The organism is Niveispirillum lacus, assembly GCF_002251795.1.
GTDB classification, from domain to species: Bacteria; Pseudomonadota; Alphaproteobacteria; order Azospirillales; family Azospirillaceae; genus Niveispirillum; species Niveispirillum lacus.
In genome coordinates this window covers 43,402-68,323 of record NZ_NOXU01000023.1, presented here as the reverse complement: position 1 = coordinate 68,323, position 24,922 = coordinate 43,402, and the positions used below count along the sequence as shown (strand labels likewise).

Below are 24,922 nucleotides of genomic sequence, written 5' to 3'. Positions count from 1 at the left end.
TCCGGAAAATAAGGTGAAAGGGGGGATCAGAAGGTCGCGCGCAGGGTCACCTGGAACAGGCGGCCGGACTGCTCGCTTTCGCGTTCGCTTTCCTCCACCTCGCCGGCGCGGTGGGCATCAATAATGTCAGCCACGCTGTCGCCGTCGAAGGTCACAAAGCCTTCCTTCTTCTTGCGGTTCAGCAGGTTGGAGGCAGAAAAACGCAGCACGAACCGGTCGGCAAAGCGCTTTTCGACAAAGGCTTCCAGGTCCTTGCCATAGGAGAGATCAACTTCTTCATCCAAGGACACTTCCTTGGCCTTTGACCGGCCCGACAGGGACGCACCGAGGCTGGCATCCAGGCTCTGGATCGTCTGGATGAAGCCCAGATTGTAGACATGGCGCGGCTGGTTGTTGAAACGGCGCTTGGTGCCCAGAACGGGGTCGCGCAGTTCACTGTCCAGCCAGGTGTAGTTGGCGAACAGGCCGGTATCGGGCAGGCCCGCAAAGTCCAGCGGGGTGGAGAAGTCGATTTCCACACCCCAGCTCTGACCCTTGCCGGCGTTGCGCGCCTCATAGACATTGCCACCGGCGTCGGCTTCTTCGCCGGTGTTGAACAGTTCGATCAGGTCCTGGATATCGCGGTAGAAGAAATTGGCGCCGATGATGCCGCGCCGGCCCAATTGCCGCTCGTACCCGATATCGACACCCCAGGCCCGTTCATTGGCCAGCAGCGGATTGCCGATCAGTTCATCCTCGTCCGCCGGCTCCTCCTCCTGGCGATAGGGGCTGATCAGATCATAATCGGGGCGGCGCACGGTGCGGGCCACGGAGAACAGGAAACGGTCCACCTCGCTGGCCTGAAAGCGCAGATGGGCTGACGGGTTAAACGCCTCGCTGTCATAATCCGCCTTGCCCTCCTCGCTGCGGACATCGCGGCGCGTGATCTCATAGCGGGCCCCGGCATCCAGGGTCACCCGGTCGGTCAGGTCGAAAGAAAAGCGCAGATAGGGATCATAGCGCTGTTCCTTGATGGTGAAGACGGCACCGGGGGCCGTTTCCTCCTCCCACTCACCATCATCCAGCGCAAAGGTGCGGTTGGCGGTGTCGCGCTTCTTGTGCAACAGATCGATGCCGGCCTTGGTCTCCACCCGCCCTTGCGTGAACTTGTAATAGACGGTGCCGGAAAACTCATCGTCGGTGGTGTCCAGCGTCTCCCGCTCCACCAGTTCGGCCTCCGGCACCGTATCGCCTTCATCTGTCTCGGTCTTGCTGTCCTCGCGATAGCCAGCCCAGCCGGCATCGAGGCCCAGTTCGCCGATGGACAGCGGGTGGGTGAAGGCCGCCGACAGGGCGTAGGTCTGCTGACCGATGCGTTCGCGCTGCACTTCCACCTCCTCCTGCTCCAGCTCTGCCGGGCTGTCGCCCTCGAACGTGACGGAGGTTTCATCCTCATCGCGGTCGGTATCGACCACCAATCCGGTCAAACGCAGCGCACCTTCGCCCAGCCGCGTCACCAGCTCGCCATTCGCAGAGATGTCGACGCCGTCACGGGTGTCATCCTGCAATTCCCTTCCTGTAAATTCGCTGAACGAACCATCGTAAAAATCGGTGACCTTCTTTTTGGGATTGCGCCGGCCCTGATAGTTGATCGCCGCCCAGTAAGACATGTCTTCCAGACTGTCGGCATAGGCGACGGCGAAGGACGGGCGGACCTTGCCATCCTTGTTGATCAGGGCGCCGGCCTTGGCGAAACCGCCTTCAAACGCCTCGCTTTCCTTGGTCACCACATTCAAGGTGCCGGCCACCCCTTCGGAGGGCTGGTCAGCGCGCGGCGCGCGCACGATCTCCACCCGCTCCACCAGTTCGGCGGGAATACGGTCCACAAAGAAGGACCGGTCGGCCTCCCCACCCGGCGGGCGGCGGCCATTGATCAGCACCTGCGTATAACCCGGCGGCAGGCCGCGCATCTGCACCGCGTCATATTCCAGCACGTCGGCGGCGAAGGTGACACCCGGCACACGCTTCATCATCTCGCCCACCGACACCGGCTCAAAGCGCTGGAAATATTCCAGATCATAGGACAGGACCGGGTTCGGGTCGGGGGTGCGGTTACGATAGAAGATCTGCCCGGTGACGATGATCTCCTCGACCTTCTGCGGTTCCGTCTGTTCTGGGGCGGCGACGGGTGTGGCCGCAGGCGCGCGGGTGGCCTGGAGGCGGTTTGCCGCCGGTGCGGCGGCAGCGGTGCGGGTGGCCAGCGTCACCGACCCATCGGCCCCCACCTCCGCCGACAGGCCCGTTCCGGACAGCAGGGCCGTCAGGGCCGCGTCAAAGCCAGCGGCAGCAGTGACGGGGGCCGACCGCTTGCCTGCCACCTGCGCCGGGGTGAACAGGATGTTGCGCCCATAATGCCGCCCAAGGGCGACCAGCGCATCGCCCAGATCACGCGGCGCCAGGGTGAAAGCGGCGGGTGAGGCCGCGACCGTCTGGTTCTGGGCCGACACCGGACCGGGCACAACGGACAGGATTGCCAGGGCGGAAACGCCAAGGGCCAGGGAACGCATACGCATGATCTGAACTCTCCCGTGGGACAGCCGGGTATTGCCGGCATGGACACGGGAATAGACGCAGGCGCCCGGCTGTTTCCGGGGCGATACAGAACTTTCATCCAGGGGTCATGGAAGTGTCACGGGAGGGGGGCGCCTTGGTGCCCTTGATCGGCGGGCCGTCGATGGGGTGATGGTGATCCACCCGGCACCGCAGAAGGTGAAGATTGCGCCCCTCATGCAGAATTACCGCCCGGTCGTTTGGAGCGACCACCGGATGGTGTTTGTCGGCAGAGCACCCCGGTCCGTTGTCGAGAAGGTCCCTATCATCATCTTCTTGATGATGGGCGGGCAGGGCTGAACCTACCCCCGCCGTCTGGACCGTTCCACCGTCAGGGTCAGGCCGCCATCGCCCCCGCGGGTCACCGCCAAACCATGCAGTTTGGCCGCCACGGTCACAAATTTCTCGATATCACCCGTGGCGAAGACGCCGCTGACCTGCAGGGCGGCTGCATTCTCCGACAAGGTCACGCGCGGGCCGCCATAGCGGGCAAAACGGGTCAGCGCCTCGCCCAGGGTCGTCTGGTTAAAGATCAGGCGGCCCTGGCGCCAGGCGCCGGCCTGTTCGATGTCGGCGGCACTGATGTGCGGCGGTCGGGTGCCGTCAGCCACCGCCATCTGGCCGGGCCGCAGGTGTGCTGTCACCCGGTCGGTGGCCGGATCGCGCAGGTCCACCCCGCCTTCCAGCAGGGTGACGCGCGTGCTGACACCATCCTCCACAATGAATTCCGTGCCGGTGGCCACCACCGTCAGATGATCGGCCGCCACGGCGAAGGGGCGCAGATGGCTTTTCGCCACCGTGAAGGAGGCTTCACCCCGTGTCAGACGGATATCCCGACTGAAGGGCCCATAGGCCACCTCTACCGCGCTATCGGCATCCAGGCGGACAACAGTGCCATCCCAGAGCGACACGGTCCGGGTTTCCCCCCGCGCCGTCACATGGCTTTCCCGTGCCCAGGCCAGCCAGGCAGGCGGCAGGGCCAGCAGCAGGGCCAGGCACGCCGCCAGGGCAGCGAAACCCGTGACGAACGGTCGTTGCGGGCGCGCAAAGCGGCAGGCAGGGGCCGGCGGGCCAGCCTGTTCCCAGACATGGGCCACCTGTTCCATCGCGGCAGCATGGGCGGGGTCCTGTTCCAACCAGCGCCGGAAATCACGACGGGTGGCGGCATCCTGCCCGGCGCGCAGTCGCGCCATCCAGCGGGCCGCCTGTTGCAGATCATGATCGGCGGGCATGGTCATGCCGCCCCCCGGCCACCGGTGCGGCGGGCCAGATGCAGCAGGGCACGTTCCACATGCCGGGTGACGGCCCCCACATCAATCCCCAGCCGGTTTGCGATATCCCGGTGGCTCATTCCTTCCACCCGGCACAGCAGAAAAGCCTCGCGGCAGACCGGGTCAAGTTCAGCCAAGGCAAGCTGGACATGGCCCAGACGCTGGCGTGCGGCGACCACCCGTTCCGGGGTGGCCACATCGTCACTGCCGGCCTGCATGCCATCCTCCAGTGGCACATGCCGCCCGCCGGCCCGCGCCTGGTCCCGCCGAAAACTGTCGGTCAGCAGGTTGGCGGCCGCACGCAGCAGAAAGCCTTTCCAGTTCGTGATACTGGTCTGCGCGGCCGTGGCCGCAATGACGCGCGAATAAACCTCCTGCACATGGTCCTCCGCGTCCTGCGGGCAGGGCAGGCGGGCCCGGAAATAGGCGCGCAACAGGTCGCCATGGCGGGGCAGCGCTGTTTCCAGCACCTCCGCCCCCAGCACTCCTTCTGCACCCTCCACCCTGGCCATGACCATCCCCACCCGGCCGATCCCTGGACAGGCAAAGGGGCTACCATGCCGGTAGCGTCAGTTTTGTGACAGGATGTGCGACGTTGCACAGCGGTCCCTGTTCGTGCCACCCAGGCCCGATCCGCCCCCCGGCATTGGCGTGACGCTGATAAAGCCCGATTGAGTCTATGCGTCCTATATTATAATGGTTGTAATAGACGGGGTTTTTAGCGGAGGGAGCAGGGGCGGCCATGTTCAAGCCATTGATGCCGGCGCGAAAGCGCGCCCTGCCGCCAACCAGTCCGTCACAGGCCAACCCTGGCCCTGCCACAAACGGCCATGCGGTTCTGCATGACCATCGTTCCCTCCCGCCGCTTCAACGTCGGTTGGCCCCGCTGGCATCGCCGGCGCAACCGGTTGTCCAGCGGGTCAACGATCCGCCAACCAAAGAGGAACTGAATCAGTCTGTCGCCAAATATAAGGCGCTGGAGGCTGAGGCGGCACAGGCGGATTTGGCGTACCGCACGGCCAACAGCAAGCTGGACAAAGAAATCTTCACCCGGCACAAGAACAAAAATCCGATGCCGGCGAATGAACAGCTCGAAAAACGCAAACCGGTAGAAGCTTTGAGGAAGGAGGCGACAAAGAAATCACTGGCCGCCAGTACCGCCCGTAAACAATCCGACAAGCTGCACAATGCCTACCGCAGCGCCAACCCGGATTCGTTAAATGATCCCCGCTTTGGCGGCGGACAAAAGGTCATGCATCAAGGCGCGGGATCAGTGGCGCATAAGTGAAGAACGTCGCAGGGCCCAAACAGGCCCCGCAAGCCTGTCACCCCGCCCGGCAATGCTCATTAATGAAATCCCGATGCCTCGGCATGTACTCGGCAGAATTGCTGATCGCGTCCTTGATATGGGCTAGCCGCGCCTTTGTCTCCTCCAGGCTCAGCACATTGGCGACAGGGTCGTAACTGCGCGGCATCATCAACTGGCCCAGCATCACGGCAAACCAGCTTGTATCGTTGAACAGTTCCTCATTCTCCCGAAAACAACGGCCATGGGCCATGAACACATCCATCTTTTCCTGCAACCGGTCGGGCACCGGCATGGTGCGGCAATAGTCCCAGAACGGGCTGTCGTCGCGGTCGGTGGCCTTGTAATGCAGGATCAGGAAGTCGCGGATTTCGGCATATTCGGTGGTCAGGATGCGGTTATAGCGGTCGCGGGTCGCCGCATCGAAATCCAGATCCGGGAACATGGCCATCAGGCGCGACAGGCCCGACTGGATCAGCCAGATGGACGTGCTTTCCAGCGGTTCCAGGAACCCTGACGACAGGCCGATGGCGACCACATTCTTGTCCCACATCTTCCGCCGGTGCCCCGTCTGGAACGGCACGAAGCGCGGGTCGGCCAGCGGTTTGCCATCCAGATTGGCGAGCAGGACCGACACCGCCTCATCATCGCTCATATAATTGGAACAGAAGACATGGCCATTGCCGATCCGGTGCTGCAACGGGATACGCCATTGCCATCCGGCAGCCCGCGCGGTGGAGCGGGTATAGGGGGTCATGGCCTCGGTCCCCTCACACGGGACGGCCACGGCGCGGTTGCAGGGCAGATGATGCGACCAGTCGACATAACCGGCTTTTAAGGTGCCTTCGATCAGCAGGCCCCGGAAGCCGGAGCAATCAATAAACAGATCACCCTCCACCTTTGTGCCATCGGCCAGTTCGACGGATTGCACAAAGCCGGTTTCGGGATGCTGATGCACGGTTGTGATTTTGCCCTCCCGCCGCACCACACCCCGCGCTTCGGCATAGCGGCGCAGATAGCGGGCATAGAGCCCGGCATCGAAATGGAAGGCATAGGCGATTTCCGACAAGGGCGAGCGGCCGGCATTGATGGCGCGCATGAACTTGCCGCGCGCGCCGGCAGTGGCCTGCAAGGACCAATCCTCGATCCGGTCGACCAGTCCCGCCTGTTTCAGACGCAACCAGAAGGCATGGAAGGACACGCCCTCCATATGCAGGCCGATATGGCCGAACGGGTGGAAATAGGTGTGGCCCTTACGGCCCCAATCCACGAACTGGATACCCAGCTTGAAACTGCCCTTGGTTTCCCGCAGGAACTCATCCTCGTCGATGCCCAGCATGCGGTTGAAGGTGGCCATCTGGGGAATGGTTGCCTCACCCACACCCACGATCCCGATCTCGTCGCTTTCAACCAGGGTGATCTCGGCATAGTCGGGGCCGAGCAGGCGGGCAAAGGTGGCGGCACTCATCCACCCGGCGGTGCCGCCGCCAACGATGGTGATGCGGCGGATACGGCGGTCGCTGCTCATGATTTCCTCACGGGGGCGGTGCGGGCCAGGAAGTCGCCATGGCCGGGCATGGCATCGGCGGCGCGGGCAAAGACGGCGCGCAGACGGTCAAGATTATGGCGGACAAGGCCGGGATCAATAGTGTCCACCAGCGGGTCCCAGCGCGCTGGCAACACCCCCTGGCCCAGCAGGACGGCGATCCAACTATTCTCGCTGAACAGCTCATCCTCGAACCGGAACAACCGGCCGCAGGCACGGAACAGGTCGATCTTCTGGCGCAGACTGTCGGGGATGTCCATGGCGGCGGCGCGGAGCCAGAACGGTTCCGGGCGGTCATTGGCCACGTAATGCAGGATGATGAAATCCCGCACCTGTTCAAACTGCATCGCGGACAGCCGGTTATAGGCATCCTCATTGGTGGGGTTGAAGGACCGGTCGGGGAACAGGGCCAGCAACTTGGAAATACCCGCCTGGATCAGGTGGATCGAGGTGCTTTCCAGCGGTTCCAGGAAGCCCGAGGCCAGCCCCAGCGCCACACAATTGCGGTTCCACATCTTGCGCCGGCGCCCGGTGGTGAAGCGCAACGGGCGGGGATCGGCCAGTGCCGGGCCCTCCAGATTGGAGAGCAGTGTGTTGGCGGCCTGTTCGTCGCTCACAAACTGGCTGCAATAGACATAGCCATTGCCGGTGCGGTGTTGCAGCGGGATGCGCCATTGCCAGCCGCCGTCCCGCGCGATGGCGCGGGTATAGGGCTTGGGCGGGCCGACATTGGCGGACGGTACCGCCAGCGCGCGGTCACAGGGCAGCCAATGCGTCCAATCCTCATACCCGCTGTTCAGTGCCTCTTCGATCAGCAGGCCCCGGAAGCCGGAGCAATCGATGAACAGGTCGCCCTCCAGCCGCCGCCCATCGGTCAGCACGACCGCCTCGATGAATCCATCGGTGGCGCGCAGGGGCACCGATGCCACCTTGCCTTCGATCCGCGTGACACCCCGCGCCTCCGCGTAGCGCCGCAGATAGGCGGCGTAGAGGCCGGCATCGAAATGGTAGGCGTAGGTGATCTGCGACAGCACCGAAGACGGATCGGGCACGGGCCGGGCGAACTTCTCCCGGTTGGCCATGGTGGCGCAAAGATTGTAATCGTCAATGCCGCTGGCCAGGCCTTGGGCGTGCAGCTTCAGCCAGAATTGATGGAACTTGATCGCCTCCATATCAAAGCCGAAAGACCCGAACGGGTGCAGGTAGCGGGGCCGCGCCATGGTCCAGCCTTCAAAGGCGATACCCAGCTTCATGCTGCCCTGGGTCTGGGACACAAAGTCGTTTTCGTCCAGACCCAGCAGGGCGTTGAATTGCTGGATGGGCGGGATCGTAGCCTCGCCCACGCCGACGGTGCCAATCTCGTCTGATTCCACCAGGGTGATGCGGGTGGTGCCATTGGCCGACAGGCGCGACAGGGCGGCGGCGGCCATCCAGCCGGCGGTGCCGCCACCGACAATCACGATCTGGCGGATGGGGTCGGGGCTGCGTGTCATGGCGTCCCTCCCAGAAGCTGCGCCAGGGCCTGTGCATGCGGCGGCAGTTCGCCTGCCGCGCGCAGCAGCACCCCACGCAACCGTTCCAGATGGGCCATGATCTCCCCGTCGTTCAAGCCATTGGCCTGTACATCACACCGCCGGGCGCGGATGCCGGCACCGTCCAGCAGGTTGATCCAGTCGGGCCGGTCGAACAGTTCCCCGTCATAAAGCGGAATGCGGCCCCGGCTCTCATACAAGGCCATCTTATGGGCCAGCGGATCGGGCAGGTCCATGGCGCGGGCCGCGTCCCAAAAGGCCTCGCCCGTCCGGCCATTGGCCTTGAACCGCAGGATCAGGAAATCACGTGCCCGGTCCATCGCCACTGCAACCTGGCTGTTGAAGGATGCCGCTTCCGGCCCGCTGCCGGGGGTGACAGGATAATGCGACAGCAGGTGACGGATGGTGGTGATCAGCAGCGACAGGGCCACCCCGCCCACCGGGTCCAACAAGCAGGCGGACGCGCCCAGCAGAACGGTGTTCGCGTCCCAGGCCAGGTCGCGCCGTCCGCTGGTGAAGCGGCCCGCCCCCCGGCCCAGTCTGGTCACCCAGGCCCCTGTGCGCAGGGGGATGCGGCGGGTCCAACCGGTGGCATCGGCACTGTGCAGGGCATAGGGCGGCGGCGGGCCGTCGGCGGTGGCCGGTTCCACCGCATACTGGTCACAGGGCAGCCAGCAGCGCCAATCGTGCCAGCCATTGCCGGGGGCGGCCAGCAGAGCGCGGGCCCCCGTGGCATCAATGAACAGATCGGCGGGGATGTCGGTATCATCGGCCAGGACCAAGGCCGTGACCCGCCCCGCCGCATCCCGCCGCACATGCGACAGCGGGGCCGTGGCCAGCCGCGCGCCCGCCGCCAGGGCCTGTCGCTGCGCCAGAGCCGTCAGGCCACGCAGATCGGCAAAGCCGCCGGGCGCCAGGGTCGACAGCACCGAACGCGGATCAGGCGAGGGCAGGGCAAAACGTTCTGCCTGTGCCGCCAGGGTGGACAGGGAATAATCGGTCATCCGTATCGAAGCCCCGGCGGCCCGTGCCCGCCAGACCAGATGATGAAAAGCGACACCTTTCAGGTCCGCCCCTGTCTGCCCAAAGGGCAGGAAACTGACCGACCCCGGCCCTTCCCAGCCCTGGAAGGCTGTGCCCAGGCTGAAACCACCGTCACCGGCGCGCAGGATGTCGGCCGGGGTGACACCCAGCAGAGCCGCCAGCCCCTCCACCCCGCCGGGCAGCAGGGCTGTGGCAGGTCCGAACGGGTCCAGACTGTCATCAAGACCGGGCAACGGCACCAGCGTTACCGACCCGCCCCGTCCCGCATGATTGCGGGCCAGGGCGGCTGCGGCCAGCCAGCCGACAAAGCCAGCACCTGCGACAGTGATATCGTGCAGCGGCTTCATGCCGTCACCTGCACCTTGTAACGCGACAGGATCTCGCCATGGGCTGGCATGGAACTGGCCGCCCGGCGGCAATGTTCCGCCTCCATCGCGATCAGCCGGTCAATTTCCGCATCCGACACCAGGGCGGCGCGCGGGTCCACATGGGTGGGCAGAATGTTCTGCCCCAGATAGACGGCAATCCAACTGGGTTCCAGGAACATGCCGTCGCGATACAGCGTGACGATGCCCCGCTGTTTGAACAGCTCCATCTTGGTCGCCAGGCTGTCGGGTATGGCCATCGTACGGCAATGGTTCCAGAAGGGGGTGTCGTCGCGCTGGGTCGCCACATAATGCAGGATGATGAAATCCCGCACCCGCTCATATTCCAGATCCATCAGCCGGTTGAACTCTGCCGCATCCAGCGGGTCCATGTCCGCGCTGGTCGGGAACAGGTCCAGCAGCCGGCCAATGCCCAGTTGGATCAGGTGAATGGAGGTGCTTTCCAGCGGTTCGAGGAACCCCGCTGACAGGCCGATGGCCACAACATTACCCACCCATTGCCGCCGGCGTTTGCCGGTGGTGAAACGCAGGCGGCGGGGCGCAGCCTGCGGGGGGTGGTCCAGTTGGGCCAGCAACGCCTGTTCGGCGGCATCATCATCCATGAAACCGCTGCAATAGACATGGCCATTGCCGGCCCGGTGCTGTAACGGGATGCGCCACATCCAGCCGGCATCCCGCGCCGTAGCACGGGTATAGGGGGCGGGCGGGCCGTCATTGGCGCAGGGCACGGCCACCGCCCGATCACAGGGCAGGTATCGTGTCCAATCCTCATACCCCGTCTTCAGGGCCCCTTCGATGAGCAGGCCCCGGAAACCCGAGCAATCAACAAACAGGTCGGCAACCAGACGTTCGCCGCTTTCCAGGGTCACGGCCTCCACATGGCCATCGGCGCGCAAGGACACGTCCTGGACCTTGCCCTCTGTCCGCACCACGCCGCGCGCTTCTGCATAGGCACGCAGATAGCCGGCATAAAGCCCGGCATCGAACTGATAGGCGTAGGAGAAGGTGGAGAAAAAACTGGACGGGTCGGGTGACGGGTGGCCAAAGCGGCCCATTCGCGCCGCCTGAATGGGCAGGGACACCGCGTCCAGACCGTCCGCCGGCACCCGACCGGCGCGGCGGGCGCGCGTCCAATGGTGATGGAAGGGCACGCCGCCAATCTCGCGCCCGAAGGCGGCGAACGGATGGATATAGGCGTCACCCTTGCGACCCCAGTCGCGGAACTCAATCCCCAGTTTGAACGTGGCCTCGGTACGCGACATGAAGTCAGCCTCGTCAAAGCCCAGGCTGGCATTAAAATGCCGGATATGGGGGACCGTTGCCTCCCCCACTCCCACCGTGCCAATCTCTGCCGATTCGACGAGCCGTATGGAAACACCGGTGCCGGCGAGCTTCGCTGACAGCGCTGCCGCTGCCATCCAGCCAGCGGTCCCACCCCCCAGGATCAGCACGCGTACGTTAGATTGCTTTTTTATGTGATGATTTTTCATTGCTCCTCCCATTACTGCGAATGTTAACGCTCCCCCTAATAGAAGGTCAATGTGTGTGCGCCGCATCAAAGGGTTTGCTGCGGCGCAATAGCAGTGAATGCTTTTTTGTTAGCACTAACATAACGGCACTTGACGTTCAGGCGGCTCATGATTACCAATTTAGCTTGTTGAAAGCGCAAATCCAAAAATGCTAGCGCTAACACGGGAGGAAATGGGGATGGGTGTTATGGATCGCCCCCGGAAGGGGTTGCGGCGGGGTCACGTCTTTGGCCAGACGCTGCGGGGCGGGGTTTCCATCGCGACGCTGTGCGCCATTGCGACGGTACTGCCGGCACAAGCCCAGCAGAATCAGAATGATACGCCCGTGGGGGGGCAGACCCCGGCGCCGGTCGCTTCTTCTGTTGCCGGCAATGACAGCGCTGTACTAGTGGCGCAGGCCGCGACGCCGGCTGCGACAACCGAGCTGGAAGAAATCATCGTCACCGGTTTCCGCAAGTCGCTGCAGAGCGCGCAGGAGATCAAGCAGAACGCCGACAGCATCGTGGACAGCGTCACGGCCGAGGATATTGGCGCCCTGCCGGACCGGTCGGTCACGGAAGCGCTCCAGCGTATCCCCGGCGTGTCGATCAACCGCTTTGCCGCCGGTGTCGATCCTGACCATTTCTCGGTCGAAGGTTCGGGTGTGGTGGTGCGCGGCCTGACCTATGTGCGGTCCGAATTCAACGGGCGTGAGGCGTTCAGCGCCAATAACGGCCGGGCGCTGGGCTTTGCCGATGTGCCGTCCGAATTGATGGGCGGCGTCGATGTGTTCAAGTCGCCGACGGCTGACCGTATCGAGGGGGGCATCGCCGGCGTTGTCAACCTGCGCACCCGCAAGCCGTTCGACAGCGCCGAACGGATGCTGGCCGCATCCGCCGAAATGTCCTATGGCGATTTCGTGAAAAAGACGGCGCCGACCGGGTCCATTCTTTATTCCGACCGCTGGGACACCAAAATTGGTGAAATCGGCATTCTGGGCAGCGCCGTTGGCTCGCAGTTAAAAACCCGCGCTGACCGTTTCCAGCTATCAAGCTTCCGTGTCCGTAATCTTTACTCCACGGGCGATGTGGTACAGAGTGGAAATGCCACCATCACCGACAGGGTGCTGTTCCCGCGTGGTGCCGTGGTCGGCAGCCAGGAATTTGACCGCCGCCGGTATGGCTATGCCGGCGCTGCCCAGTGGCGCAGCCCTGACAGTTCCATGGAAGCGGTGTTCACCTTCCTGCGCTCCGACGCGCGCCAATCCTGGACCGAACATGCCGTCGAAATCGCCACCGACAATGTGGCGAACAATGGCGACAGCCGCCGGGTGCCGGGCACGACACTGGAATTTGACAGTTCCGGCATGTTTGAAAGCGGCCTGATCACCGGGCCCAATGGCTGGCGCGCCGACCAGAACACGGCGGGCAATGCGCGCGTGCCGCTGTCTGGTCTACAGAGCAACAATATCCGCCGTGACCGTGAAGACAAGGCGGTGACGGATGATTATGGCTTCAACTTCCGGTGGGACGTGTCGGAAAAGCTGGGTGTCAATTTTGACTACCAGCATGTGAATTCCAGCACCTGGGTTTTGGATAATGGTCTGTGGACCTCCAGCTACCAGGATGTGTTTATCGACATGAATGGCGGTAAGGGCTATCCCACCGTGGAATTCCGGCCGCCGCAGGTCTGCTCCGGTCCCGCCCAGAACTATACGACGGGTTGCTCGGGCGCCATCGGCACCGCCAACAATCCCAGCTATTTCGGCCCTGGCCATACCAGTTTTGCCGATCCGTATAACGCCTTCTACCGTTCGGCGATGGACCATATCGAGGACAGCGTGGGCAATTCGGATGCTGCCCGCATCGACCTTGATTACAAAATCGAAGACAGCAATTTCTTCAAGTCGGTGCAGACCGGCTATCGTTATGCTGACCGGCGTCAGACGTCGCGCTTCTCCACCTATAACTGGGGTGTTTTGTCCGAACAGTGGGGCAATGGTGGTCCGGTCTGGTTGGATGATCCGGTCGATGGCAGCCCGACCACATCCGGCGGCACGCCGTTGAATCAGATTGAGAACTACACCTTCAGCAACTTCTTCCGCGGCAAGTTCCCCGATCCGCTGCTGGGTCAGGGCCGGGTATTCTACTCGGGCAATGTGGCGAAGAATTACGACGCCTATGTCGCTTATGCCAACCAGATTGCCCGGGAGTGGCAGGGCACGACAACCGGCTCGGATGGTGTGGTGCGCAATACGGGCTGGAATTCGCTGGGCAACCGGTTCGGCGTCATTGCCGGTACCCCGTTCCTGCCCGGTGAAATCAACCCGATCCGGGAAGAAAACAACGCAGCCTACCTGCTGACGAAGTTCGATACCGAGTTCGCCAATGGTTGGAACCTCACCGGTAATGTCGGTGTGCGTTACACCACCACCGAACGCACCTCATCGGGCTTCCAGTCCTTCCCGGCCAGCCGTGGGACGTTTGTCACCGATGAAAGCTGTGCCGCGACGGCCGCACAGATTGCCCAGGGTCAGGCGGGTGTGACGCTACCGGGCTTCTGTACCCTGACGCCAGCGGTGCGGGCGCAGGCCCGGGCCTTCATGAACAACGCGCTGAACCCCAGCACAGTGAAGATCGACTATAGCTACTGGTTGCCGAACCTGAACATGAAGCTGGAAGTGGATGATGGCGTCCAGTTCCGCGCCAGCTACTTCAAGGGCGTGGCCCCGCCGGCGGTGGGTCTGGTCCGCAACTACTATAATGTCAATCTGGCCCCGGTGCAGAATGTCGATGCCAATGGCAACGCCATTCCCAATTCCTTCCGCATGCAGGGTCAGTTTGAAGCGGGTAACCCCTATCTGCGGCCCACGACCGCCGACAATTTCGACCTGACGGCGGAATGGTACTTCTCCAATGTCGGGCAGTTGACCGGCTCGCTGTTCTATAAGCGGCTGAAGGGTGTGTTGACCAACAACACGGTCCGTCAGTCACTGACCAATAACGGGGCAACGTTCGACGCCATCGTCAACACCTCGGTCAATTCCTACAAGGTGGGTAAGATCAAGGGGTTCGAGCTGTCTTACCAGCAGACCTATGATTTCCTGCCCAGCTTCCTGTCGGGCGTTGGTCTGCAGGCCAACTATACCTATGTCGACAGCAAGGGTGTGCCGCAAAGCACCCTGTCGGAAACCGACCCGGATGTCGGTGCCGGCCGGGTGACGACGGTGGATCTCACGCAATTGCCCTTGCAAGGTCTGTCCAAGCATCAGTTCAACATCACACCCTTCTGGGATTACGGCCCGATTTCCGCCCGCGTTTCTTATTCCTGGCGGTCGGATTTTGTGCTGACGATCCGCGACGTGATCTTCCCCTATGACCCGATCGTCAATGAGTCGGGCGGCCAGTGGGATGCCTCGCTGTTCTACAGTTTCAACGACAATTTCAAGTTCGGTCTGCAGGGTGCCAACCTGCTGAACCAGGTCACCAAGACGTCCGCCGTGGTTAACAGCCCGGATGGCGAAATTGTGAAGGTGCCGCGCGGTTGGTACATGAACGACCGTCGCATCACGGCTGTTGCCCGCTTCACCTACTGACCCTGATCCCTCTCTCCTCAAGGACTTGGCGCCGTCGGTCACATGACGGCGCCATTTTTTTTAGGGTGCCGCCAGCAGCCATTCACGAAAGGCGACCAAGGGCCCATAGGTCTCGCGGTCGGCCGGATAGACCAGATGATAACCACCATCGGTGGCCAGTTCACCGCCCGGCAGGGGCACCAGTTCTCCCGCCGCCAGTTCATCCTTGACCAGGAAGGACGGCACCAGCGCCGCCCCCAGTCCGGCCACCGCAGCACGGATGACCAACAGGAACTGTTCAAAGACCAGGGGCTGTCCACCACCCCGCTGTAGCCCGTGCGCCGTGAACCAGCGGTCCCAGCTATCGGGCCGTGTCTCCTGCTGCAACAGCGGCAGGGCAGCGACATCAGCAGGGCCGGTCACCGCCCGGTCGCGCAGTAACGACGGGGCCGCCACCGCCAACAGCATTTCCCCCATGAAGCGATGATGGACCAGACCGGGCAGGGAAGGCGGGGCCGCCATGATGGCAGCGTCGATGCCCTCCGCCCGCAGGTCGAAGGGCCGCACGCGGGTGGAGAAATTGATGGTCACATCGCGGTGGCGGGCAAAAAAATCCCCCATACGCGGGATCAGCCAGCGGGCGCCGAACGTGGGCAGGATCGCCAGATCCAGCGTACCGCCATCCCCGTCAAAGGCGATGGTGCGCGCCGCTGCATGGCCCAACCGGCCCAGAATATCCTGCACCTGATCAGCGAAATAACGCCCGGCCGGTGTCAGCACCACCCGCTGCCGTACCCGCGTGAACAGCGCCACACCCAGCAGCGCCTCCAACTGCGCGACCTGCCGGCTGACGGCGCCCTGCGTCTGGTTCAACTCTGCCGCCGCCGCCGTAAAGCCACCCAGGCGGGCCGCCGCCTCAAACGCGATCAGGGCGGCGGTGCTGGGGATCAGGCGGCGGGCAAACATGGGCGGGTCTCAGCGATTGTTGGGGTCTGTCGGTCCCGATGGAAAGGTCAGTCATGCCACTTCCTGAGATCAGAATGGCAAAATCCCCTGGAAACCGCCATACGTCATGCAGAATACTCATCAAGTTGGTGAGCAATCTTGGTTTGCGCCGCGACAGCAAGGGGCGTATCGCTAAGGTCCTTATCCATGCAGGGGGTTGGTGATCATGGCGGGTACAGCCGCGTTCCACTGGGATGATGCATTTCTGCTGAACGACCAACTGACCGAGGAAGAGCGCCTGATCCGGGACAGCGCCCACGCCTTTGCCCAGGAAAAACTGCGCCCCCGCGTGCGCCAGGCGTTTGAGAAGGAACAGACCGATCCCGCCATCTTCAAAGAGATGGGGGATATGGGTCTGCTGGGCGTGACCGTGGCCGCCGACTATGGTGGGGCCGGTGTCGGCTACGTTGCCTATGGCCTGGTCGCGCGCGAGGTGGAACGGGTGGATTCAGGGTATCGCTCCATGATGAGCGTACAATCCTCGCTGGTCATGTACCCGATCGAGGCCTATGGCAGCGAGGCGCAGAAGCGCAAATACCTGCCCAAACTCGCCTCTGGTGACTGGATTGGCTGTTTTGGCCTGACGGAACCCGATGCCGGGTCCGACCCCGGTGGCATGCGCACACGGGCCGAGCGGATTGACGGCGGTTACCGTCTGACCGGGTCCAAGATGTGGATCACCAATTCCCCCATCGCCGATGTCTTTGTCGTCTGGGCCAAATCCGACGCCCATGACGGCGCCATCCGGGGCTTCGTCCTGGAAAAGGGCATGAAGGGCCTGTCAGCGCCCAAGATTGAGGGCAAGCTCAGCTTGCGCGCCTCGGTCACCGGGGAAATCGTCATGGATGGGGTGGAGGTGGGCGAAGACGCCCTGCTGCCCAATGTATCGGGTCTGAAGGGACCGTTCGGCTGCCTGAACCGGGCGCGTTACGGCATTTCCTGGGGTTCCATGGGGGCGGCGGAAGCCTGTTTCCACGCCGCCCGCACCTATACGCTGGACCGCAAGCAGTTCGGCAAGCCGCTGGCCGGTACACAGTTGGTGCAGAAGAAGCTGGCCGATATGCTGACCGAAATCAGCCTGGGTTTGCAGGGCAGCTTGCGCGTCGGCCGCCTGTTCGAGGCAGGGCAGGTGGCGCCGGAAATGATCTCCATCGTCAAACGCAACAATTGCGGCAAGGCCCTGGATATTGCCCGCATGGCCCGCGACATGCACGGTGGCAACGGCATTTCCGGCGAATTTGATGTGATCCGCCACATGGTGAACCTCGAAACGGTCAACACCTATGAAGGCACGCACGACGTTCACGCCCTGATCCTGGGCCGCGCCATCACCGGGCTGCAGGCTTTCTTTTAAATGTTCCCTCAGGCGCCGGGCGGGCGCATCCGCGCCCTGGGCTTACGCCGCACGCGCGGCGGGCCGGCGGTCGCCGGCCTGGGGTGGTGGTTCTATGTTCCCAAAGGCGCCGGGCGGGCGCATCCGCGCCCTGGGCTTACGCCGCACGCGCGGCGGGCCGGCGGTCGCCGGCCTGGGGTGATGATTCTGGAGCGTTCAATCATGGCAGCGCTTGATGGCATCCGCGTTCTGGACCTGTCCCGTATTCTGGCCGGCCCCTGGGCGACCCAGATGCTGGGCGATTTCGGGGCGGAGATCATTAAGGTCGAACGGCCGGGGGAAGGGGATGACACCCGCCGCTGGGGCCCTCCCTTCGTGGACGGGCCGGACAGCCTGTCGGCCTATTTCCTGACGGCCAACCGCAACAAGCGGTCCATCGCCGTGGATTTCACCAGCACAGAGGGACAGGCCCTGATCCGCGACCTGGCGTCGAGGTCGGATGTGCTGGTGGAGAATTACAAGGTCGGGGGCTTGGCGAAGTATGGGCTGGATTATGACAGTCTGGCCGCCCTCAACCCGCGCCTGATCTATTGTTCCATCACCGGTTTCGGTCAGGACGGGCCCTATGCGCAGCGCCTGGGCTATGATTTCCTGATCCAGGGAATGAGCGGGCTGATGTCCGTCACCGGCGATGCAGAGGGCGGCCCGGCCAAGGCCGGTGTGGCGCTGGCCGATATCATCACCGGGCTTTACGCGGGCAATGCCATCCTGGCCGCCCTGCATCACCGGGAACGGACGGGCCAGGGGCAGCGCATCGACGTGGCCCTGCTGGATTGTATGCTGGCCGCCATGGCCAACCAGGCGCTGAATGTGCTGGTGTCGGGCCGGGATCCGCGACGCCTGGGCAATGGCCACCCGTCGATCGTGCCCTATGACACATTCCCCGTGGCCGATGGCCATATCAACCTGGCGGTCGGCAATGACCGGCAGTTTCAGCGCCTGTGTGCCGTGCTGGGGGTGCCGGAGTTGGGCAGCGATGACCGGTTTGCCAGCAACCGCGCCCGCGTCGCCAACCGCGTCGATCTGGCCCGCCGGCTCACGGAGCGGTTGACGATGCGGCCGGGGGCGGAATGGCTGGCGGCGCTGGAGGAAGCCGACGTGCCGGCGGGACCGATCAACAGCCTGTCGCAGGCCTTTGCCGACCCGCAGGTGGTGCATCGCGGTCTGGCCCTGAGCCTGCCGCATGCGGCGGCGGGCACGGTGCCGGGGGTGGCCAATCCGGTAAAATTCAGCCATACGCCGAATGTCGACAGCAGCGCCCCGCCCGATCTGGGCGCGGACACGGTGTCGGTCCTGTCCACGTTGCTGGGCCTGGACGGCGATCAAATCGCCAACCTGAAGGCGGCGGGTGTGGTGGCATAGGCAACAGCCCCTCGCCATCAACCGCCACATGGTGGTAATGCTTGCCAACATCAGCAACCGAAAAATGATGTTGGCACGATGACCATGCAGGAATCCGGCCTGCCGCCCGGCCTGGAATTCTATGAGACGGACCTGTTCATTCCCACATATCGGCTGGGCGACGGGGACAATGGCTGGCGGCTGCGGGCGGCTGCCCTGTCGATCAGCCCAGGCTATTGGACACCGACGCGGCTCGTCCGTGACATGGTCGCGCTGCTGCGCCATGGCGATACCTGGATGTCCACATCGCCCATGGAACTGGAGAGCCAGGAAATCGGGGTGCGTCTGGCGCATGGCCATGTGCTGATCTGCGGCATGGGCATGGGCTGGGCCGCCGTCAACTGTGCGCTACGGCCGGACGTGACGCGGGTGACAGTGGTAGAGCTGGACCCCGCCATCCTTGCCCTGCATCGCGAACTGGATCTGACAGCCCAAGTGCCGCCATCAGCACGGGCCAAGCTGCATCTCGTGCAAGGTGACGCCTACAGCTTCGTGCCGGACCAGCCCGTCGACCTGCTGATGCCCGACATCTGGTTGCCCCTGATGAATGACGGGCGGGTTGAAGAGGTGCGGCACATGCAGGCCAATATCCAGGCTGGCGCCGTCTATTTCTGGGGGCAGGAACTGGAAATCGCCCGCCATGGCGTGGCGTGGGGATATGATCTGGACGACGCCGGTATCGCCGCCACGATCAGGCGGCTGGATCTGCCGTTGATCGGGCCGGCCATCGATGATTATGCAGGCAAGCTGCGCGGTGCTGTGCGTCAGCATATGCGGGGCCGCTGGCTGCCCGGCAGCGTGTCGCCGCCGCTGGTTTAGGCCCTGATCATCGCGGCCGGTGGATGGCATAAATCTTGGCAACATGATCCCGACTTTCCCAGGAACAGTCGGCCGCCTGTTCGACCAGAAAAATATCGCCCTTGCTGAAGGTGCCCACGCGCCCGGCCCCGTCGACAAGGGTGACGGACCCGGCCAGCAGCAGCATCAGCTCAAAATGGCGATAATGCATGGCCCGACGGTGATAGGGCGTGCTGTCCCAGGTACCGACCATGAAGACACCGCTGCCGGATGTGTAATCGGTATGGTTACGGCAGGATGGGGTCGGGGTCAGCAGCAGATCAGCCAGCGGTGCCCCCGATGGGGCCAGCGGTGCGCAGGTGTCAACCGCCACCACCGTGTCGGCGCCGGCGGTGCCCGGCTCTGCGCTGCGCATCACTAGGGCGGTGGCCCCGGCGGGAGCGGTCCAGGTCAGCGCCAGCCCACGCGGCACCACCGCCGCCTGGTCGGGCCCCAGCGTCACGCTGCCCCCGCCCGCGGTCAGGGTCAGCGATCCGGTAAGGACCAGGACACATTCATCAAAGGGCAGGGGCGGCACCTGTTCCCCGCCCGCCGCCAGTTTCAGTGCCGACAGGCTGACCGGACCGGGGGCCAGCGGTACCGCCGCGCGCCCCTCCAGCCAGGACCCACTGGCCGGCATGGCCGGCAAGGCCCGCGCCGCGAAGGCGCGCAGGTCGATAAAGCTGAAAACCCGGTCCATTTCCGTCATTCCGCATCAAGGCTGATCCGGCCGCAGGATAGGCAGCTTGCTTCAGTGCCGGGCACCGATCCGGCCATCGCTGGCGGCAGGTCATGCCGTGGCCAACCCTATCTGGTGCCCGTCCTACCGCGCCGACGGTTCCATTCCTGGATGATTTCATCCGACAGGGGGATGTCCGGGTCGGCCATTGCCCGGTCATACTGCTCAGCGCTGACCGCTGGATCAGGCGACCTTTCGGCGCGGGTCTGGTCCAGCCGGGCGCGCGCCGCCAGCACCGCCGCCACCTGTTCAGCGCTCGGCCCACCGATGCGCCGGATCGACAGCAAGGTACGGTCACCGAAAAAGAAGGTGATGATCGCGCCCAGCACGATCCACATTTCCTCCGGGATCAGTGCCCAGGCCTGAGCCGCGACGGCAAAGCCAGCGGGATCGGCGGAGGCCCAGACAAACATGCCGATCACGCCCAGCGCCATGGCTGGGCGCGGCAGACGGTTCAGCCCGTCGATGAAACTATCCCATCCGGTACGGTTTTGCCGGTCGGCGAACTCGACGCCATACTGCTGGAACCGCGCCAGCATCTCGCCATGGCGGCTGGCCTCGTCCTGCAACCTGTCACCGGTAAAGGGCGTCACCGCCGCCGCCATCGCCTGTGCCCCGCCGCCAACCAGGGCCCCTAGCACCTTGCCCAACATGATGAACCTTTCCGCGCCATGCGCATGAAAAAGGCGGCGGCAGCCGATCAGGGCCACCACCGCCGGATTGGGATTTCAGGTAAGGAATAAAGGCACTATATAGGACTAATAACCTTATTACAAGGGGTGCCGGTCGCCGCGCTGATCGCCTGTAGGGATAATCAGCCGCTGTCGATCTTCTGATCGATAACAGGCACCAACCGAATTCATAAAAATCTCACATCCTGCCCTTGAACGGCAGTCAGCACTTCTTACATCAGCGCTATCCTGGGTCCGGGCCCCTCTGGCGTGATGGCGCTTGCCACACGTGATGTCGGACTCCTTGGGCGAAGCTATGGCTTGGTCGTGAAGGAGCCTGTCTTTTATGTCGAACCTGGAACGTTATTCCCCCCGTTACGATCATCCTGGCGCTGATGCGTTTCAGGACAATCACTGGCGTGTGCGCCGGCGGCTGGACCGCGTGGCCAAGCTGCTGGACAGCGCCATCAGCCTGCCGATCGTCGGGCGGGTTGGTCTGGACGCGCCTTTGAACCTGATCCCCGGCGCCGGTCTGGCGGTGTCCACCGGCGTTGCCGGCTGGCTGGTCTGGGAAAGTGCGCGGCTGGGGGCACCGAAACGGCTGATCACCAAGATGGCCGGCAATGTCGTCATCGACAGCATGATCAGCGCGATTCCCGTCGTGGGCTGGTTCGGTGACCTGTTCTTCCGCGCCAATGACCGCAATGTCGATCTTCTGCGTCGTCACCTTGACGGGCAGCACCCGTTCCGCCGGCCCCACGATGGGCGCGGCGGCATCATCGACGGGAACTATACCCGTCTTTAAAAAATAACCCGATAAAACAACATCTTGGCAGATGAGGTCCTGAAATGAGCCTGTTCAGCATGTTCAAAAGCGATAAGGGTGAGGCAATGACGGCCCACAAGGCCTTTGCCATCTCCCTTCTGTATACCATGGCCGCCGACGGCGAAATGGATGCCGAAGAAGTGGGCCACTTGCTGGCCGTCATTGGCGGCGAGAAGTCGGGCGGCACCATCGGTGTCGGCGCCAACAACCAGGCGCTGCTGAACGCATCCATGAAGTATGTGCGCAGCCACAGCCATGAGCAGTTCCTGGCTGAAGCCACCCCGGTTCTGACCACGGCACAGCGCCTTTGCATCCTGATGAACCTGGTCGACAGCGCCCTGGCGGATGGCGAAGCCGAGCAGGAGGAGCGCGAATTCTTCGACAAGGCCCAAAAGGCCTTCGGCATCACCGATGAGCAGTTCCGCCCCTATTTTGAAGTCATCATGATGAAGAATGACCGGTCGGTGTTCGTGGATAAGAACCACCCCATGAACCAGCCCGGTTTCCAGGTGGGCATGCCGGGGCAAGCGGCATGACCGTTGCGGCCGCGGGCACACGTCCCGCGGGCCGGCTCCCCTGTCCTGGTCCGCGCGCCCGCGGCCGCCTTTTTTAAGGCGGCCGCCTTCATCCTGGCGCTGGCACCCCGTCCCCCGATCAATCCCCTGTCAATATCTGAAATTGCATAGCACACGATCTAATTGTTTGCGATCATTTATGTTGTGTGCGATATAATCGTGAGCGATAGTTAACGCACGACATTGACGGCGTCACAGCCGATCAGACAGGAGTGATGATCATGAAGGTTCTTTACACCGCCAAGGCCACCGCCACCGGCGGCCGCGATGGCCGCGCCAGCAGCGATGATGGTCTGCTGGATGTGAAGTTGGCCCCGCCGAAGGAACTAGGTGGGGCCGGTGGCGCCACCAATCCTGAACAATTGTTCGCCGCCGGCTATTCGGCCTGCTTCATCGGCGCCCTGAAATTTGTCGGTGGCCGTGACAAGATCGCGGTGCCCGCAGCCGTCGCGGTGACCGCCCATGTCGGCATCGGCCCACGGGATGATGGCGAAGGTTTCGGCCTGACGGTCACGCTGCATGTCAGCCTGCCGGGCCTGGACGCCACCACGGCCCAGGATCTGGTGGCCCGCGCCCATAAGGTCTGCCCCTACAGCCACGCCACCAAGGGCAATATCAGCGTGGAGACGGTGATCGTTTGATCACCGGCGTGACGGCGGCGACTGCCGCCGCGCCGCCCATGCGGCGAAAGCCTAAGGGCGCGGATGCGCCCGCCCGGCGATTGAGGGGGCAAATGAAGAAGGGCGCTGCGTGTTTACGTGGCGCCCTTTCGCGTTCGCGCCAGACGATGCCCCGCATCCAGGCTCAAGGCCAGACAGGCGGCCAGCAGCACCGCGTCCTTGAACAGAAACTGCGCCAAGGACCCCATGAAGGGGAAACCATAGCCCGCCTGCCAGAGGTCGGCACCGATGGCGAAGCTAAGTGTGACCAAGAAGGTCGCCACGCCCATGATGCCGCCAATCAGCCCGGCGCGGTGTGACCAGGCCCCGGCAGCGATCAGGGCACCGGCCGACAATTCCAGGATGCCGATGGCATTGCTGGCCCCTTGCACACCCCAGAGCGGATACATCCAGGCAAACAGCCAATAATGGTCAGCGATGCGGGCCACACCCTCGGCCTCATACGCGGCGAACTTGGCGATCCCGAACATCGCGAAGATGAAAACCATGGACCAGCGCAATGCCTGGATGGCGGCGGATGGTGCCGGAAGGCGGTGGAGGGCGGTGTCGATGATGGTCATGGCGGGTCCCCTGGCGTGCCGTATCCCTTGTTCCTTCGCGGCGGGGAGAGAAAAGGTTACGGAGCCGGGTGAAAAAACTACTTCGCCATGCCCCGGCTGGCCACCACCGCCCCGCCGACAATCAACAGGCAGGCGGCGATGACCGGCCAGGTCAGGGCAGCGCGGCCCGCCACGATCAGCAGGCCGGTGGACAGCAGGGGCGTGGCATAGGACAGGGCACCCAGCGTCTGGATATCCCCGCGCTTCACCCCATGGTCCCAGACAAAAAAGGCCAGCCCAACGGGACCGATGCCCATGGCGGCAATGACCGACCAGCCCCATAGGCCCTGCGGCCAGACCGTCTGTTCAAACATCAGGTGACAGGGCACGGCCAGGGCGGCGGTGGCCAGGCAGAAGAATGCCACGATCTCTGTGGGGACGGCGCCGAATCGCCGGGACAGGACGGAATAGCCAGCCCACGTCACCGATGCCGCCAAGGCCGCCAGATAGCCCGGCAGATGCTGGGCCGCGACCGCCACACCCTTGCCGCCGGTGACCAGCAGCAAAGTACCTGCCAGCCCCGCTGCCGCACCCGCCACCTGGGCCCGCCGCAGCCGTTCCCCCGGCAGCAGGCCGGAAAACAGCACGATCAGCAGCGGCCACAGATAATTGATCAGGTTGGCTTCGGCCGCCGGTGCCGTCTGGAGCGCCAGGAAATAAAGAAAATGATAGCCGAACAGCCCACCGATCCCCAGCAACCATACAGGGGCCGGAGCCCGCATCACCGTCAGCAGCGGACGACCGGTGACCAGGATCACCCCCAGGCTGACCAGCCCCCCCAGACCGAAGGACAGCGCCACCAGCAGGAAGGGCGGCACCGGCCCGGCCAGGGCCGTCAACAGCGCCAGTGTGGACCAGATCAGGATGGCACTACCACCGACCAGCGTGGCCCGGCGCACAGAGCCCGGTGCCGTGGGGGGGATGGCATCGGCACTCATGCGAACGGCTCCAGCACGCGGCCCGTCAGTTTGGTGGTCAACACCATGGTGGAATGGGTGGCGCCAAAGGCCGATAGCAGCACCAGCAACCGGTTGAGATGATGCACATCGGTGGCGCCCACCTTCAGCAGATAACTTTCCTCCCCCGCCACCTCATGGCATTCCAGAACCTCACGCTGTTCGGCGGCGAAACGTTCCAGTTCGGCATCGCGGCCGGGATGGGTCCGCACCCGGACAAAGGCCGTCATGCGCAGCCCCAGGGCGGCGCGGTTGACCTCTGCCCGGTAGCCCTGTATCAGGCCCGTGGCTTCCATCCGGCGCACACGTTCGGCGACGGCGGGGGCTGTCAGCCCCACCTGACGGGCCAGATCGGCGAAGGATAGCCGTGCATCCCGCTGCAATTCACGCAGCAGATGCAGGCCGATATCGTCAAGCAGGTCGAGCGGGGAGGGGGTTCGGTCAGGCATGATGCCACCATCCTAACCGGATGTTGCGCCGCACG

Annotated in this window: 21 protein-coding genes; 8 read left to right on the top strand and 13 right to left on the bottom strand. The window is 63.7% G+C overall.

The features are described from left to right. Positions 1-26: 26 nt before the first annotated feature. The 3 genes from CHU95_RS05210 to CHU95_RS05200 form a co-directional block, all read right to left on the bottom strand. Entirely contained in the window at positions 27-2,552 is a 2,526-nt protein-coding gene (locus tag CHU95_RS05210) for a TonB-dependent receptor (RefSeq protein ID WP_094454427.1), read from the bottom strand. Between the two features lie 339 nt (positions 2,553-2,891). Continuing rightward, entirely contained in the window at positions 2,892-3,827 is a 936-nt protein-coding gene (locus CHU95_RS05205) for a FecR family protein (RefSeq protein WP_094454425.1), read from the bottom strand. Further along, positions 3,824-4,372, bottom strand: a complete 549-nt coding sequence (locus CHU95_RS05200) for an RNA polymerase sigma factor (protein WP_165772023.1) — start codon at positions 4,370-4,372, stop codon at positions 3,824-3,826. The genes CHU95_RS05205 and CHU95_RS05200 overlap by 4 nt, the downstream gene beginning before the upstream one ends. Before the next feature lie 365 nt (positions 4,373-4,737). Here CHU95_RS05200 and CHU95_RS05195 point away from each other — a divergent pair, with 365 nt between their 5' ends. Continuing rightward, the gene (locus CHU95_RS05195) at positions 4,738-5,148 is read left to right on the top strand and encodes a hypothetical protein (protein ID WP_133065436.1); all 411 of its coding nucleotides are present in this window, start codon (positions 4,738-4,740) and stop codon (positions 5,146-5,148) included. A gap of 37 nt (positions 5,149-5,185) precedes the next feature. Here CHU95_RS05195 and CHU95_RS05190 read toward each other — a convergent pair whose 3' ends face one another. The 4 genes from CHU95_RS05190 to CHU95_RS05175 are packed head-to-tail and all read right to left on the bottom strand — an operon-like array spanning position 5,186 to position 11,125. Continuing rightward, positions 5,186-6,694, bottom strand: a complete 1,509-nt coding sequence (locus CHU95_RS05190; RefSeq protein ID WP_094454419.1) for a tryptophan halogenase family protein — start codon at positions 6,692-6,694, stop codon at positions 5,186-5,188. Further along, positions 6,691-8,205, bottom strand: coding sequence for a tryptophan halogenase family protein (locus CHU95_RS05185; protein ID WP_094454417.1), 1,515 nt, complete (start codon positions 8,203-8,205; stop codon positions 6,691-6,693). Before CHU95_RS05185 ends, CHU95_RS05190 begins: the two co-directional genes overlap by 4 nt. Then, complete coding sequence (locus tag CHU95_RS05180) at positions 8,202-9,635, bottom strand: tryptophan 7-halogenase (RefSeq protein ID WP_094454415.1); 1,434 nt, start codon at positions 9,633-9,635, stop codon at positions 8,202-8,204. Before CHU95_RS05180 ends, CHU95_RS05185 begins: the two co-directional genes overlap by 4 nt. Beyond that, positions 9,632-11,125: a tryptophan halogenase family protein gene (locus CHU95_RS05175; protein ID WP_245837890.1), complete on the bottom strand. Its 1,494-nt coding sequence runs from the start codon at positions 11,123-11,125 to the stop codon at positions 9,632-9,634. Before CHU95_RS05175 ends, CHU95_RS05180 begins: the two co-directional genes overlap by 4 nt. 265 nt (positions 11,126-11,390) lie before the next feature. On the opposite strand from CHU95_RS05175, the gene CHU95_RS05170 reads away from it, so the two are divergent. Further along, the gene (locus CHU95_RS05170) at positions 11,391-14,777 is read left to right on the top strand and encodes a TonB-dependent receptor (RefSeq protein WP_094454411.1); all 3,387 of its coding nucleotides are present in this window, start codon (positions 11,391-11,393) and stop codon (positions 14,775-14,777) included. Positions 14,778-14,837: 60 nt separating this feature from the next. Here the strand turns inward: CHU95_RS05170 and CHU95_RS05165 are convergent, their stop codons facing one another. Then, the gene (locus CHU95_RS05165; RefSeq protein ID WP_094454409.1) at positions 14,838-15,722 is read right to left on the bottom strand and encodes a LysR family transcriptional regulator; all 885 of its coding nucleotides are present in this window, start codon (positions 15,720-15,722) and stop codon (positions 14,838-14,840) included. 205 nt (positions 15,723-15,927) lie between these two features. Here CHU95_RS05165 and CHU95_RS05160 point away from each other — a divergent pair, with 205 nt between their 5' ends. From CHU95_RS05160 to CHU95_RS05150, 3 genes are all read left to right on the top strand, one after another. Further along, positions 15,928-17,115, top strand: coding sequence for an acyl-CoA dehydrogenase (locus CHU95_RS05160; RefSeq protein WP_094454615.1), 1,188 nt, complete (start codon positions 15,928-15,930; stop codon positions 17,113-17,115). A gap of 198 nt (positions 17,116-17,313) precedes the next feature. Next, positions 17,314-18,516 (top strand): CaiB/BaiF CoA transferase family protein, encoded by a 1,203-nt coding sequence (locus CHU95_RS05155; RefSeq protein WP_425435948.1) that lies wholly within the window; start codon positions 17,314-17,316, stop codon positions 18,514-18,516. A 78-nt stretch (positions 18,517-18,594) separates the two neighbouring features. Continuing rightward, positions 18,595-19,374, top strand: a complete 780-nt coding sequence (locus tag CHU95_RS05150) for a hypothetical protein (protein WP_094454408.1) — start codon at positions 18,595-18,597, stop codon at positions 19,372-19,374. Positions 19,375-19,381: 7 nt separating this feature from the next. Here CHU95_RS05150 and CHU95_RS05145 read toward each other — a convergent pair whose 3' ends face one another. Together CHU95_RS05145 and CHU95_RS05140 are read right to left on the bottom strand one after the other, a co-directional pair. After that, on the bottom strand, positions 19,382-20,092 hold the full coding sequence (locus CHU95_RS05145) for a cupin domain-containing protein (RefSeq protein WP_207762384.1): 711 nt from the start codon (positions 20,090-20,092) through the stop codon (positions 19,382-19,384). A gap of 107 nt (positions 20,093-20,199) precedes the next feature. Continuing rightward, positions 20,200-20,784 (bottom strand): 3TM-type holin, encoded by a 585-nt coding sequence (locus CHU95_RS05140; RefSeq protein WP_133065434.1) that lies wholly within the window; start codon positions 20,782-20,784, stop codon positions 20,200-20,202. A gap of 364 nt (positions 20,785-21,148) precedes the next feature. On the opposite strand from CHU95_RS05140, the gene CHU95_RS05135 reads away from it, so the two are divergent. The 3 genes from CHU95_RS05135 to CHU95_RS05125 all read left to right on the top strand — a co-directional run bounded on the left by CHU95_RS05135 (position 21,149) and on the right by CHU95_RS05125 (position 22,844). After that, positions 21,149-21,607, top strand: coding sequence for a DUF4112 domain-containing protein (locus CHU95_RS05135; RefSeq protein WP_094454402.1), 459 nt, complete (start codon positions 21,149-21,151; stop codon positions 21,605-21,607). A 44-nt stretch (positions 21,608-21,651) separates the two neighbouring features. Next, positions 21,652-22,164: a tellurite resistance TerB family protein gene (locus CHU95_RS05130; protein WP_094454400.1), complete on the top strand. Its 513-nt coding sequence runs from the start codon at positions 21,652-21,654 to the stop codon at positions 22,162-22,164. Positions 22,165-22,424: 260 nt separating this feature from the next. After that, the gene (locus CHU95_RS05125; RefSeq protein WP_094454611.1) at positions 22,425-22,844 is read left to right on the top strand and encodes an organic hydroperoxide resistance protein; all 420 of its coding nucleotides are present in this window, start codon (positions 22,425-22,427) and stop codon (positions 22,842-22,844) included. A gap of 113 nt (positions 22,845-22,957) precedes the next feature. Here the strand turns inward: CHU95_RS05125 and CHU95_RS05120 are convergent, their stop codons facing one another. From CHU95_RS05120 to CHU95_RS05110, 3 genes are all read right to left on the bottom strand, one after another. Continuing rightward, on the bottom strand, positions 22,958-23,443 hold the full coding sequence (locus CHU95_RS05120; RefSeq protein WP_094454398.1) for a DUF417 family protein: 486 nt from the start codon (positions 23,441-23,443) through the stop codon (positions 22,958-22,960). Between the two features lie 77 nt (positions 23,444-23,520). Then, positions 23,521-24,420, bottom strand: a complete 900-nt coding sequence (gene yddG / locus CHU95_RS05115) for an aromatic amino acid exporter YddG (protein ID WP_094454396.1) — start codon at positions 24,418-24,420, stop codon at positions 23,521-23,523. Further along, positions 24,417-24,887, bottom strand: coding sequence for an Lrp/AsnC family transcriptional regulator (locus tag CHU95_RS05110; RefSeq protein WP_094454394.1), 471 nt, complete (start codon positions 24,885-24,887; stop codon positions 24,417-24,419). The genes yddG and CHU95_RS05110 overlap by 4 nt, the downstream gene beginning before the upstream one ends. Positions 24,888-24,922: the final 35 nt, after the last annotated feature.